Here is a 13080-nt window from a genome sequence, read left to right as displayed (position 1 = left end):
TGGAAATTAAATGTTTGGAAATCAAATGTTCGCAAAATCAAATGTTCGCAAAATCAAATGTTCGCAAAATCAAATGTTCGCAAAATCAAAACCGCTGTATGTCAGTCATTCTGCAAACTGGCATACAGCGGTTCTTTTATCCCTATGCTTTTTATTTCTATACTTCTGTTACATATCTCCCCTACCGCTCCTCTTTATCCTTTGGCAGCAGCAGGTTCAGGAGAATGGAAACAACTGCCGCTATGACCACAGGCGTTTTTGCAAACACCACGGTCATCCAGGAGGGAAAACCGCAGAGCGCGTCGGATGCCTGGGTAACCCCTGCTCCAAGAGCCACCGCTATACCAACGATAAAGCCGCTTCTCACCGACAGGCCTGTATTGAATATCATGCGGATTCCGGTCACTGTGATGGCGGCAAACACAGTCAGGGTAGCTCCGCCCAGCACACACTGGGGAACACTGGTGAGAAAGGCGGAAAACTTTGGCAGTATTCCCGCAATCCCCAATATAATGGCTGCCAGAGCAGCGACCCAGCGGTTCACCACCTTGGTGGTGGTGACAATCCCCACATTCTGGCTGAATGTCACATTGGGAAGTCCCCCAAAAAAGGCTCCTATGATATTGCTCAGCCCGAATCCCAGAATACCGCCCCGCAGCTCCTTATCCGTGGCTTCCCTGTCCATTCCGCCCATGGTGGTGGCTGTCACATCCCCCATGGCCTGCAGGGAATTGATGGCAAACAGCAGACCGATTGCCACACAGGATGAAACTTCAAATTCAATTCCAAAATGCATTATCTTTGGAAGGGCAAATATGCCTGCACGTCCCACAGCGCTGAAATCAACCATTCCAAACCCAAGGGCAACGCCGTATCCAACGATAATTCCGATAAGTACAGAAGCCAGCTTTATGATTCCCCTGCCATAATTATTACAGACTATGACCACAGTCAGGGTAAGTGCTGCCACCAGCCAGTTCTGCCAGGAACCATAGGACTCACTGCCCTGTCCTCCTGCCATATAGCGAATGGCAATGGGGTATAGGGACAAGCCGATGCACAGGATGACAATACCTATAATCAGCGGCGGAAACAGTGACTTGATCTTGTTGTAGGACAGACCTACCAGTACTGCCACGATTCCGCCTACAATCTCTGCCCCGAAGATGGTGGCTATACCGTAGCCCTCCACAATGGTGGACATGCTTGTGACATAGGCAAATCCAACCCCGACAATCAACGGCAGTCCCGCTCCAAACTGAAGGCTGCCTTTCCTGAATCCGACCGGGAATACCTGCAAAAGGGTGGCCAAAGCAGATACCACAAGAGCCGCCTGGACAATGATGACCTTATCTTCCCCGCTTAAACCGGCCACACCCGCAATGATGATGGCAGGGGTCACACATCCCACTATCATCGCCACAATGTGTTGGAAAGCCAGGGGAAGCGCCTGTCCCAAAGGCGGCATCCCGCCGTTCAGTTCAAAAACTGATTCTTTTTTGTGTTTGCCTTCTTTCATTTTACCTCCTTTTCATATAAAAAGGTCCTATGAAAGCAAACAGAAAGACAGCCTGATTATAGCTATTTTTCCATTATGCGTTCCATAGAACCACTTTTTTGTTTGTATATATGAATAATTTTTTGACGTTTTATTTATATCTTATTGTAAAATAATACCACAATGTTAAATGGTTGTCAATCTTTGTTTGTAAAAATGTCGGAGTATAAAATGTCAGAGATATACACTGATTCACTGACAGCATTTTTGCAGGACACGCCGTTCGTATTCCCTGTCAGCGCTTATATAGAGTATGAAAATAACTGCGCTCAGCAGCAGATAGAAATACCAGGCCGCGACATAGGAACCGGAAGCATCGTATATCCATGCAGACATGGATGTGCCCAACGCAATTCCTGCCATATTTCCTGCATTGCATATCCCGTATATGGACGTAAATTCCCGTGTACCAAAAAAACGTGTCACCAGACAGGTGGCCGGTATGGACTGGATGGCATTGGCAAGGCCAAACGCAGCGGCAAACAGATATGGTATGCCCGGCAAATCTGCCATGAGCAGAAATCCCAGGGAAGCTGCCAGCGCCAGACATATGTAAACGGAGGCTCCCTTTATCCCCAGACGGTCATAGAGAGTTCCCAGTATGACTTTGCCTGCCATCAGAACTCCCATGGACAGGGAATATATACCAGATGCATACTGCTGCCCGTATCCCATATCTGTAAGATATGCTATCATATGCTGCTGAATCCCCATAGCCACTGAACTGGCCAGCACCAGCGCTGCCAGTATCAGCCAGAACCGCCTGGTACCCATGGCCTGGGCTCTGGTAAGCCCGGTTTTTATATTCTGGTCTCCGGTTTCCGTGTCTCCCGTTCCCCCTCCCCCGAACTTCCCATCCTCCGGCGATTCCTTTATAACAAAGAGGATGACCGGTACCATAAGCAGCAGGTACAGGCTCCCGATAAAGCGGTATCCGCTCCTCCAGCCGTAATCTGCCACCATATGTGAAAGGACCGGCGTCACCACCATGGCCATGAGTCCGGAGCCTGCCAAGGCAACCCCCACCGCCGTCCCCTTCTTTTTTGTGAACCAGTTAGAGAGAATCTTATTTACGGGAATCAGATTCGTAAATCCAAATACAAGGCCGCATAGAACGGCATTTGCATAAAAGAACCACAGGCCCGGAGCAAAGGAATAGCAGAACAGGCAGATTCCCGCAATCACGGAACCGGAAACCATCAGCTTCTTTAGACTGTACTTTTCCATCAGCCTCCCCTGGAAAGGGGCAGAAAACATGCCAATCACAGAAAATATGCTGGAATATAAGGCAATCTGGCTTCTGGACACCCCCAGCTCTATGGAAACAGGCTTCAGGAATACTCCCACGGTATTGGACAGGACCCCAATATTACACCCGCATACCACTGCACAACCAAGCACAACAGACCAGCCATAAAATAATCTGTTTTCCTGTTTTTCCATCACGCCGTCCTTTCTCCCCGGATATGAAACACATACCGTTCCAGCCGCGACATGGCTTCCTCACAGACTGACATAGGACATGCCAGATTAAGCCGGACGTGCTTCGGCGCCAGGTAAGAAGCACCGTCATTTCCAAGCACGCCGCAATGCTCCATGTCCTTAAGTATCTGTTCGAAATCCAGAGAAGGCGCAGAACAGTCCAGCCATCCCAGGTATGTCCCCTCCGGCATCTGCATCCTGACTCCGGAAAACCGGGATGTTACATAGTCATGTACATATTCCTGGTTTTTTCTGATATACCGGTTGAGCTGTTCCACCCACTCCCCACCCTCCTGGTATGCTCCAATCAGCGCCTCGCAGGACAGCACATTGGGATTGTTAAAATGGGTCATGACCGCAGCCTTCTCCATGGCATCCCGCAGCCACGGTGCATACGCCACAGCATAGGCACAGCGCAGACTGGCCAGATTGAAGGTTTTTGTGGGCGAATACAGGCTTATGGTAATATCCTTTGCCAGGCCCGATACCATGGCAGTGGGTATATGCTGCTTGCCCCCCGGCGTAAAATCGGCCCATATCTCATCTGAAATTAAAAGCACATGGTATTTTCCGCAAAGGACAGCCACATCCCTTATCTCATCCTCATCCCAGACCCTGCCCGTAGGATTATGGGGGGAGCAGAATATAAATGCTTTCACCTTGTTATCGAGAATTTTCCTCTCCATATCCTCCAGATCCAGGCGCATTATTCCTTCCCGGTCCGGCTTCAGCATACTGGGGCAGAGCACCCGCCCCAGATCCCCAACGGTACGGATGAATCCTGAATAAACAGGTCCGCTGCACAGTACCCTGTCTCCCGGAAGGGTAAATGCCTGAAGCGCTGCTGCGATTCCCCCCAGTACTCCATTCTGATAAAGTATGTGCTCTGGCCGCAGGTCCTCATTGTGAAAATGCCTCCCATGCCAATTCATGATTGCCTCATAAAACCGGTTATCCAGATTAAAATAGCCGAACAACGGATGCTCCATCCGCCGTCTAACCGCCTCTATCACACAGGGTGCAGTAGCAAACTCCATGTCGGCAATTCCCATGGGTATAATATCCTTCCTCCCCTCATCAGATGCCTTCCATTTTATAGTTCCGGTTCCTGTACGGTTCCACTTTTCATCAAATATTGATTGCATATCCAGTTCCTTTCTGTCGTCCATCCCCTACCTTCCCGGGTCTGCCGGTTACTGCCACAGCTCCGGGTCTAACAGCGCCTGGACCAGATGGCTGGCCACTGCCTCCCACAACTGTTCCCCCTTTTCCCTGGTGGCAGCATAGCTGTTTCCCAGGATGCCTGTCTCTGTACGCGTCTCAAAAGGCAGGAAGGTGAAAGGCCGGCCCGGACGTCCATGGGGCGTTCCTTTTTGTACATTTCCACCTTTGGCTTCCTTATAACAGGGGTCCACCAGGCTCTCATCCAGAGCAAGCATAAGGGAGGTCTCCACCTCGTCCGCATGGAAAATATTGCTCTGCGTATCCAGAATGGCCTCAAAATCCCCATTGCATCCCACATAATACGGAACCCAGGAAATATGGATGCCGTATCTGGTGACAATATCCATAACAGCCATGTCGGTAGGTGTCCCATTCCCTCCGTGTCCGTTGACACAGCATATATTTCTGAATCCATGGGATACGATACCTCTGGCTATGCTTGTGAGATAGTCCATATACAGCCTGGGATCCAGGGACAATGTCCCCGGATAACTTCCGTGGTGCAGTGAGTTGGATATGGTGACAGTGGGAGCTATCACCGCGTGACGGCCCATCTCATCCAGCTTTTTTGCCGCAATATCACAGGCAGCCTCTGCCAGCATGGAATCCGTACCCGCGGGAAGGTGCGGGCCATGCTGCTCCGTTGCCCCCAAAGGTATGAGTACCAGGGTGTTTTCTTCTGCCAGCTTTCTCAGTTCTTCTCTGTTCAAATTGTCCCACCTGTAAGGATGTTTCATCGCTATCTGCAGTCTCCTTTCCTGTAACTGTTCCTTTCCTCTTATATCCGGAAGGAACACTTTTCATAGGGCGGCATCTTTCTGGCATTTCTGGATTCCGTAAAATCCTTCCAGAATCCTTCCACCAATCCCGGGTTCTTAAGTATGTCCAGAGCGCTCTGTGAAATAATCTTGCTGGTATAAACAGCTGCCTTTTCCCCGATAGCAGTTCCGGCTGCCGCAGTGACGGTCCAGTGGTGCGCCCTGGTTCCTGCTACTTCCCCAAGGCCGCTGAGCTGTATGGTGGGAAGAATGTGGCTCACATCTCCCACATCTGACGTGCCTCTGAAAAATGGAATAGAATCCCAGTCCTTAACCGGAGAAGTCTTGACGGGAATCAGCGCATCCGGCTCCTCAGGCGGTTCCTCTTCAAAGAAATTCCGGTGGAGCTTCCTGGCAAATTCATAGTCCTCCCCGCTGTACGTGAGAGGCGGTATCTTCTTTACCTCTTCGTATACATAACGGTTCAGGGCAATGGCCGGGAAATTGCCCCTGCAATAGGTGCGCAGGGTCATCTTAAGCTTCGTCTCCGTCATAATGGCTGCCCCCTGGGCAACTGCCTTGACCCGTTCCACCAACTCCCTGTTCTCCTCATCCCTGGAGCGGATATAATAGAAAACAGATGCATGTTCAGGAACCACGTTGGGCATATCCCCGCCGTCCTCATAGACATAGTGGATGGAACATTCCGGTGTCATGTGTTCCCTGAGGTAATTCACGCCTATGTTCATAAGCTCACAGGCGTCCAGGGCGCTTCTTCCGTTCCATGCCCTTACCCCATGGGCTGTCTTTCCGAAATATTCAAAGAGAATACTGGTCAGAGCCATGTTGGTATAGCCCGCAAATTTAAGTTCATGTCCCCCCGGATGCCACATCAGGCACACGTCCATATCGTCAAAATATCCCCATTTGGCCAGCCACACCTTACCGTCGAGAGTCTCCTCAGCCGGACAGCCCACATAGATGATGGTGCCGGACAGCTCCTCCCTCTCCGCTGCGAATTTAAGGGATGAAGCGGCGGCTGCCCCGCAGCCCGCAATGAGATTGTGTCCGCATCCGTGTCCGCAGCCTGGAACAGGACTGTAATAGGGCACATTTTCCTGTCCAAGACCCTTTAAGGAATCCAGCTCTCCCAGTATTCCGATAACCGGCTTCCCGCTTCCCCATTTTGCATATACTGTATTATGAGGCGCGGACTGCGACTGCGGCTCCTTGGCATTGAATGTACGCGTTTCAAACCCTTGTTCCTTCATAAATCCGGCCAGACGCCCGGCCGTGTAGTATTCTTCCATGGCAAACTCCGGATGCTCCCAGATATCGTGCATCAGTGTTCTTGCCTCTGTCTCATATTCGTCATACCATAACTGGATATAATCGTTCATCGTTTATCCCATTCCTTTCGCTGTGGGGTGACTTAGTTCTTTCCTGCCCCGGACTGGTGCAGGATGTATGCAAAGATACAGGTTACGGCTATGTCCGTCAGCAGGCCGTACCTGGTAAATCCGGTATATCTGCAAACCAGGAATACCACAAATGCCAGGGGGACATATTTGATGCTGCCCTTGAAATTCGCCATAAGGCGCATGGTCAGCATGGATCCGTACAGACAGGGAAGCACGTATCCCAGCGCTTTAAGCACCGGTTCCGGCACCACCTGAAGCATGGCCGATCCCACCAATATAATCACTGTCAGCACAATCAGACTGAAGAAAATGGACATGCCCACACCGATAACCGTTGCCATCTGTCCCCTGGGACTGCTGTTGTCAGAATCCGTGGCGCTCTGCACCGCCACTGCCACCGGCACACGGGTATTGCCCACGTTGCCGGCCAGATAAGACATGTAGGTTCCGGCTGCCCCCAGGATTGGAAAATACGAGATAGGTTCCGCAATCCACCCTCCCACGCCGGCTGCGCAGGCTGCTGCCGCGCAAGCCATGTAAGCATCCGCCGGGGCAGTGAATCCCGCAACGAAGTGCATATACAGGACAGGTGCAAACATCAGTATGAATGCAATAGCCATGGTAGCCCGTCCAATCAGATGCACCTTTTTAACATATACATTGCTGTAGTCTTCCTGAAGCTGTTCCTTTGTCATCACGTTATTTTCTTCCATGACCCTACCTCCTATAAACCTGAGTAATAAGCCACCGTGGCGCAAATCATACCCGCCAGCATGGCAATGCTCATTGTAAAGTTTCCAAGACTTTTCTTGCCGGACTTCTTCACATATTTTGTCAGTGCAAATGTACACAAGGCCGAAGCTGCGAACCCCACCAGGTTAGGTGAGGACTTGGACGCGTTATTGGCCCCCAGATAGACCAACAGGGCCATCATAGCTGCCAGGGAGAAGGCAGGCAGGAAGCTGCGGCTGCTCTTGGCAGCCTTTACCATGGCGTCGTCCATAGGCTTGACCGTGATAAGAGTATTAATAAGGAAGGGCGCAGAGCCAAGTGTCATAGTAAAGAGGCACAATGTCAGGGTGCTCTCTGTTATCCCCTCTGTTCCCAGTGTCACGCCCAATGTGGATGCCGCAATCTCCGCCATCTGCGTTTCATAAGCAGCTGAACCAATCACTCCCACTCTCATAAATGACAGCACAGGTCCTATCAGGCTGACCAGGCCCAGGGCCACCACGATAATGGAGCAGGCCGGCGCTATGGCAGATACACAACCAATTTTCATAACAGAACGCACTTCATCTTCTGACAATACCCGGTGTTTCTTGTTAAACATCAGCGCATTGCGGATGAACAATACCGCCTGGATAATTACCAGGCCAATAATTAAAAGGCAAAACAAAAAACAGATTCGGTTTACAGTGACCATGGCTTGACTCATACTCTTTTCTTCCTTTCTCGTTTGTAAACTTGGTTTACTTATTGTAAAGTTACTTTACTTTATGTAAATATTCTATACCTTATTTTCTCCATTGTCAATACGCAAAATACACTTTTCTGATTCCCTGAAATACGGCCCAAGTGCGGCCCAGGGACGCACTTCACATAATAATACAAAAAAAGAAAGCATCTAAAAAAGATGCTTCCGGCTTTTCAGATACCTTATACAATTGACTACTTAAACTCATCCATCTGCATATGATAATCGCTGTAGGCCTGCAGGATTTGAAATGCAGACTCAATCTGCTCTTTTGTGAAGCGCTGCTCCAGATAAGAGATGAACTTGCCAAAATTTTCCGTGTCATAAGACCGGTGCATTTCATGAAGCTCCAGTCCCTTCTCAGTAGGATAATACAGGACCTTCTTTTCATTATACCGCTCCCGCCCCCGGTAGAGGAGTCCTGAGCGCTCCAGCTTCGTCAGCATCTGGGTGGCTGCCGCCCGCGTCTTATTCCAGCTGTGTGCCAGCTCAATGGCGGATATTCCCGGATTCTCCACCACATATTTCAGAAAGTGGACCTCAGTGGCCGTATAGCTTTCACCGTTCCCATACTCATGGGATGAATTGGATGCACGGCAGAAACTGGCCGCACGATGCATGATATCTGAAGCCTCAAATGTTGTAAATGTATAGTCATTTCCTCCCTGCGTCAATCCCTGTTCCTCTCTTTTTCTATTGTCTCAGATAAAAATCTTAATTCCATTCTATCCAGTTTATGGGCAAAAGTCAACCTTTCCCTCCGTAATATCCCCCTCCCGTCCATCCAGTAAAGATAACAAAAAAATCCGCAGTCCTCCTGTCCAACAGGATTTCCGCGGATTTTTCACTTGATTTTTCACCTGAGTATCGGATTGACAAATTTCGCTTGGACTTACTGCCCCTTTGAAAAAGGATTCAGCATTTTGCTTACCACTTCCGCCTCAGACGGGCCTTCAAACAGGGTGCTTCCCTGGTCCTTGGCTGGTATGCCGTCCACCCTGGAGCCGTCAATTCCGCCCCTCATCTCTACTTCATGCTTATAGTCAGCCAGGTATTTTTCGATGGCGCTGATTTTGTCCTCAGGCGCCTCCATACCTTCCTTAGATAGTCCCATGATGTCCATGACCGTATCCAGCTCACTGGCATCCCAGTCCTTAAGAACTGTGTTTGCGAGAAACTGAATCCGCTCCCTGATTGAATTGCACTTCAGAAATTCTTTTACCATTTTTAAGACCTCCAAACATATGGAAATTTCTTGATACCGGCTATACTATACTACTTCGTTAAAAAGATGTCAATTAAAACCGTAAAATTTCTGCGTTATTTTATATCCCAGAATCAAAAGTTCCCTTCCGCCCTTGCCGGGAAGGTTGCAGCCCTGTCCCAGAAAGCCCATTCTGAGCCGCAGGTAAAGGGGCAGATTCTGCTTTTTCAGGTACTGCCACAGCTCTTTCTTTTTCTCCAGGTTTTCCTCTGTTCCGGATTTGATAGCCAGGACAGAACAAATGGTCATCATGATTTCCAGGTATTGTATCATGTAGTGGCGCAGCTTCCTGCTGCTTATCTTCATGGCATCATAATAACCTAACATCAGCTTGGTGACCCGAATCTGCTGGTCAATGCGGCCAATCATCACCTCTTCGTTGACGGACTGGTCCTGCCTTCCGATGTAATAGCGGTAGAAATTCACATCCAGGTAATAGATATGCTTCACATGAGGCAGGGGCTGGTACACAAAAATATTATCCACATAAAAGGTATGTTTGGGAAGCTCCAGCCCGCACTGGATCAGCAGACCTGTCCTGTAAATAACAGAGTGCATCAGTATATACTGCCCTGTCATGAAAAACTTCACGTCATTCCATCCAAATACCTTGTCCTTTGGAAATGCCGTGTGGTATTTCATCACTTTTTTCCTTCTGGCCCCTTCCTTCTCATAGACAAAGTTGGTAACCAGCATGTCCAGGGTCTCTCCCCCGTATACAAAGCGCCTCAGGGTATCAAGAACCTGTACATATGCCTCCTCATTGACCCAGTCGTCGCTGTCCACCACCTTAAAGAAAATGCCTGTGGCATTTTTAAGTCCTGTGTTCACCGCTTCCCCATGCCCGCCGTTTTCCTGGTGGATGGCACGGCAGATAGTGGGATATTCCCGGGCATACCGGTCAGCAATTTCTCCTGTCCTGTCTTTGGCGGATCCGTCATCCACAATGATGATTTCCACTTCCTCCCCGCCCGTAAGCAGGGTGTTGATACAGTGCTCCATATAGCTTTCCGAGTTATAACAGGGGATTGCCACAGTCAATAACTTCACCTTTCTACCTCCTCATTATGAGTACTTAGCCAAACGCTGCCAGGGCTGCCAGATTGGCGGCCCCGTGCATCAATACTGCCATGGGATACTTGCGGTATTCGCTGCCTTCATAGCCCCATGCCAGCACCATTCCCAAAAGGAATGCGTATGTGCCTTGAATCCAGTTTCCATGATATATCCCAAAGGCCAGGGAGGATATGACCGCCGCCGGAAGAAAGGCCATGAAACGCCTCAGCCATCCGTACAGAACCAGGCGGAAGGCTCCTTCCTCCAGAATGGGAGCCAGGACCAATGTCATCCACAGCAGTTCCGCTCTCCGGTATATGGCCGGAATCATGGCCTGCTCATAGGATGATAAGAGACTGCCGGGCCACGGTATAACATTCACCAGCAGATTGCCGGCCAGTGCCGCCGCCGCTGCCGCCAGTACACGCTTCTGCCACCCTGGGGGCAGAACCTGTTTTCCATCCCTCATACGCTTCCTGTCCTTCTATTCTTATTCTGCTGACAGTATAGCATGGCTCCCCGGGTTTTGCCACCATCTTTTTACTCTTTCCATTGCATTTTTTCCCATATTACCCTATAATAAACTTAATTTATATGACAATTTTAAAGACAAGCGAGGTACGGATTATGGCGAAAAAACGCATCGTAATGGCCATCGGCCACAAAGATATGGGAACCAATCTTCCTGAACAAAAGGCAGCTGTGGCGAGAACCGCCAAAATCATCGCTGATTTCATCCAGGAGGGATGGCAGGTAGCCATTGTACACAGCAACGCTCCCCAGGTAGGCATGATTCACACAGCCATGAATGAATTCGGCAAACAGCATGACGGTTATAGCCAGGCTCCCATGTCTGTCTGCTCCGCCATGAGCCAGGGTTATATCGGATACGATCTTCAGAACGGAATCAGAGCTGAACTCATTAAGAGAGGCATTTACAAACCTGTAAGCACTGTATTGACCCAGGTGACAGTGGACCCATACGATGAGGCCTTCTATACCCCCGTCAAAGTCATCGGGCGTGTGATGTCCAAGGAGGAAGCGGACGCCGAGGAAGCAAAGGGCAACCATGTAACAGAAGTGGAGGGCGGTTACCGCAGAATCGTAGCATCTCCCCATCCTGTTGCCATTGTGGAGATCGATGCCGTCAAGGCTCTTATGGACGCAGACCAGATTGTCATTGCCTGCGGAGGAGGCGGCATTCCTGTCATGGAACAGGGCTATAACTTAAGGGGCGCCAGCGCCATCATTGAGAAGGACCTTGCCACCGGACTGCTGGCCAAGGAGATCGATGCTGATGTGATGATGATACTCACCAGCGTGGATAATGTTACCTTAAACTACGGCACGCCCCAGGAACAGCCCATCAGCCACATGACCATAGACCAGGCCAGGGATTATATCAGCCAGGGCCAGTTTGAATTCGCCTCCATGCTGCCAAAGGTATCTGCCTCCATTGATTTCCTGGAGAGCGGAAAAGGCAGGAAGGCCATCATCACCACCCTGGATAAGGCAAAGGACAGCCTGAAAGGCCATGCAGGCACGGTAATTGAATAAAAACTTTGATTTAAGCGCTTTGATTTCCATAGGAAAACAGTAAAAAATCCACTAACCCCAAGTATTTTCCAAGGGTTAATGGATTTTTTTATATACCTTTTATGCTTCTGCCAGCACCCGCTCCGTTATATAGCTGACCATCTCATCCTTTTTCATCCCCAGAGACAGGGCCAGTTCGGAATACAGATTATCCTCCGCTGTCTTAAAATACCGCTCGTCCAAATCCGTCATCTTCTTTCCCTGCTCCAAGCGGTCCTTTCTGCGCAGGTACAATGCTTTTATCATGCTGATCCACACCCGGCAGTCACAGGTCTTAAGGGCTTCCTTATACCGTTCCTCCCGCTGTTTATCATTGGTCACCTCCATCTCCTTCACATCCGAGATTTTGTCAATCAGTTCAAGGGCCTCTTCTTTGGAAAGAAGCGGCCTGGTTATGGTTTTCTCCGAATCCACAGGCGTCACAATTTTACTGTCTTGCTGATAATAGGGACGGAGTACATAATACAGCCGGTCCTTTGGACCATCAGGTCTGTCGATTGTGATAATATCCATCACCTCGCAGACGCCCCTGATGCCGTATATGATATACTGACCTTTCTGATACATAATTTTACCGCCTACTTCCCTTATTTTATAATACTTATATTGTATCACTAAAAGGGTGTCGATGTCAGAAGTTTTTTGGCGCTGCCTCAAATTTTGTAAAATATATACCATGGTGCCGCCTGGTTTTTTGTATACAATAACCAGTTCATTGTTCTTTGCAGGCTCCTGTCCGGTGTCAGTCCTCCTTTGCTTCCACCACAGCCAGTATTTCGGTGGCGCTGCCCCCCGGAAGCTCATTGGCTCCAATGGCAAGTCTTGCCGCGATTCCCGCTTCTCCATATAAATCCCGGAACAGCCGGCTGGCCCCGTCTATGACCTGCGGCTGATTTCCAAATCCCTTGGCGCAGCGCACATAGCTGATAATCTGTACAAACTGTTTTACTTTATCCAAATCGCCCAGTTCCGCCTTCAGAACAGACAGAATATTAAGGGCGCATATTTGGGCGGACCTCTGGCCATCCTCTATGGTCAAATCCTCCCCCACAACGCCCACCACCTGGCGCACTCCATGGATGTCCGGCGTCTGACCGGCAATATAAATCAGATTCCCCACTCTTCTTGACGGTGCATACAATCCGTTGGGCTTTGGCAGCTCAGGAAGTTCAAGTCCCATTTCCCGCAATTTCTGTTCTACTTTCATAACCTTCTCCTTATTATTTTTATATTTTCTGCATTCT

The 13080-nt window shown here is 49.6% G+C and carries 14 protein-coding genes; 1 reads left to right on the top strand and 13 read right to left on the bottom strand.

The window, feature by feature from the left end; all coding sequences use genetic code 11:
- Positions 1-181: 181 nt before the first annotated feature.
- From CGC65_RS07015 to CGC65_RS06965, 11 genes are all read right to left on the bottom strand, one after another.
- On the bottom strand, positions 182-1519 hold the full coding sequence (locus CGC65_RS07015; RefSeq protein ID WP_002565310.1) for a uracil-xanthine permease family protein: 1338 nt from the start codon (positions 1517-1519) through the stop codon (positions 182-184).
- 231 nt (positions 1520-1750) lie between these two features.
- Complete coding sequence (locus tag CGC65_RS07010) at positions 1751-3001, bottom strand: MFS transporter (protein WP_002565311.1); 1251 nt, start codon at positions 2999-3001, stop codon at positions 1751-1753.
- Complete coding sequence (locus CGC65_RS07005; RefSeq protein WP_007036755.1) at positions 3001-4209, bottom strand: MalY/PatB family protein; 1209 nt, start codon at positions 4207-4209, stop codon at positions 3001-3003. The genes CGC65_RS07010 and CGC65_RS07005 overlap by 1 nt, the downstream gene beginning before the upstream one ends.
- Before the next feature lie 24 nt (positions 4210-4233).
- Positions 4234-4974, bottom strand: coding sequence for a creatininase family protein (locus CGC65_RS07000; protein ID WP_235622211.1), 741 nt, complete (start codon positions 4972-4974; stop codon positions 4234-4236).
- 68 nt (positions 4975-5042) lie between these two features.
- A complete protein-coding gene (locus tag CGC65_RS06995; protein WP_002565314.1) occupies positions 5043-6422 on the bottom strand; it encodes an amidohydrolase in 1380 nt (459 codons plus the stop codon).
- 32 nt (positions 6423-6454) lie between these two features.
- Positions 6455-7156 carry a hypothetical protein gene (locus tag CGC65_RS06990; protein WP_002565315.1) on the bottom strand — a complete coding sequence of 234 codons (702 nt, stop codon included), beginning with the start codon at positions 7154-7156 and terminating at the stop codon, positions 6455-6457.
- A gap of 11 nt (positions 7157-7167) precedes the next feature.
- Complete coding sequence (locus CGC65_RS06985) at positions 7168-7881, bottom strand: DUF5058 family protein (RefSeq protein WP_002565316.1); 714 nt, start codon at positions 7879-7881, stop codon at positions 7168-7170.
- A 233-nt stretch (positions 7882-8114) separates the two neighbouring features.
- Positions 8115-8594 carry a MarR family winged helix-turn-helix transcriptional regulator gene (locus tag CGC65_RS06980; RefSeq protein WP_002565317.1) on the bottom strand — a complete coding sequence of 160 codons (480 nt, stop codon included), beginning with the start codon at positions 8592-8594 and terminating at the stop codon, positions 8115-8117.
- A 218-nt stretch (positions 8595-8812) separates the two neighbouring features.
- Positions 8813-9145 (bottom strand): hypothetical protein, encoded by a 333-nt coding sequence (locus CGC65_RS06975; protein ID WP_002565318.1) that lies wholly within the window; start codon positions 9143-9145, stop codon positions 8813-8815.
- 69 nt (positions 9146-9214) lie between these two features.
- The gene (locus CGC65_RS06970; RefSeq protein WP_002565319.1) at positions 9215-10234 is read right to left on the bottom strand and encodes a glycosyltransferase family 2 protein; all 1020 of its coding nucleotides are present in this window, start codon (positions 10232-10234) and stop codon (positions 9215-9217) included.
- Between the two features lie 25 nt (positions 10235-10259).
- Positions 10260-10709, bottom strand: coding sequence for a CPBP family intramembrane glutamic endopeptidase (locus CGC65_RS06965; protein ID WP_002565320.1), 450 nt, complete (start codon positions 10707-10709; stop codon positions 10260-10262).
- 158 nt (positions 10710-10867) lie between these two features.
- Here CGC65_RS06965 and arcC point away from each other — a divergent pair, with 158 nt between their 5' ends.
- Positions 10868-11797: a carbamate kinase gene (gene arcC / locus CGC65_RS06960; RefSeq protein WP_002565321.1), complete on the top strand. Its 930-nt coding sequence runs from the start codon at positions 10868-10870 to the stop codon at positions 11795-11797.
- Positions 11798-11896: 99 nt separating this feature from the next.
- Here arcC and CGC65_RS06955 read toward each other — a convergent pair whose 3' ends face one another.
- Positions 11897-12514 (bottom strand): CarD family transcriptional regulator, encoded by a 618-nt coding sequence (locus CGC65_RS06955; protein WP_002565322.1) that lies wholly within the window; start codon positions 12512-12514, stop codon positions 11897-11899.
- Positions 12515-12578: 64 nt separating this feature from the next.
- A complete protein-coding gene (locus CGC65_RS06950) occupies positions 12579-13043 on the bottom strand; it encodes a RidA family protein (RefSeq protein WP_002565323.1) in 465 nt (154 codons plus the stop codon).
- Positions 13044-13080: the final 37 nt, after the last annotated feature.

This window comes from Enterocloster bolteae (assembly GCF_002234575.2).
Lineage (GTDB): Bacteria > Bacillota > Clostridia > Lachnospirales > Lachnospiraceae > Enterocloster > Enterocloster bolteae.
Note: the sequence above shows the minus strand (reverse complement) of the source record. Positions and strands in the feature narration are given on the sequence as shown.

What these genes read in the sequence shown, in the direction of transcription:
- CGC65_RS07015 (WP_002565310.1), bottom strand. Translation starts at nt 1,519, where the DNA reads ATGAAAGAAGGCAAACACAAAAAAGAATCAGTTTTTGAACTGAACGGC.
- CGC65_RS07010 (WP_002565311.1), bottom strand. Translation starts at nt 3,001, where the DNA reads ATGGAAAAACAGGAAAACAGATTATTTTATGGCTGGTCTGTTGTGCTT.
- CGC65_RS07005 (WP_007036755.1), bottom strand. Translation starts at nt 4,209, where the DNA reads ATGGACGACAGAAAGGAACTGGATATGCAATCAATATTTGATGAAAAG.
- CGC65_RS06995 (WP_002565314.1), bottom strand. Translation starts at nt 6,422, where the DNA reads ATGAACGATTATATCCAGTTATGGTATGACGAATATGAGACAGAGGCA.
- CGC65_RS06990 (WP_002565315.1), bottom strand. Translation starts at nt 7,156, where the DNA reads ATGGAAGAAAATAACGTGATGACAAAGGAACAGCTTCAGGAAGACTAC.
- CGC65_RS06985 (WP_002565316.1), bottom strand. Translation starts at nt 7,881, where the DNA reads ATGAGTCAAGCCATGGTCACTGTAAACCGAATCTGTTTTTTGTTTTGC.
- CGC65_RS06975 (WP_002565318.1), bottom strand. Translation starts at nt 9,145, where the DNA reads ATGGTAAAAGAATTTCTGAAGTGCAATTCAATCAGGGAGCGGATTCAG.
- CGC65_RS06965 (WP_002565320.1), bottom strand. Translation starts at nt 10,709, where the DNA reads ATGAGGGATGGAAAACAGGTTCTGCCCCCAGGGTGGCAGAAGCGTGTA.
- arcC (WP_002565321.1), top strand. Translation starts at nt 10,868, where the DNA reads ATGGCGAAAAAACGCATCGTAATGGCCATCGGCCACAAAGATATGGGA.
- CGC65_RS06955 (WP_002565322.1), bottom strand. Translation starts at nt 12,514, where the DNA reads ATGGTATATATTTTACAAAATTTGAGGCAGCGCCAAAAAACTTCTGAC.
- CGC65_RS06950 (WP_002565323.1), bottom strand. Translation starts at nt 13,043, where the DNA reads ATGAAAGTAGAACAGAAATTGCGGGAAATGGGACTTGAACTTCCTGAG.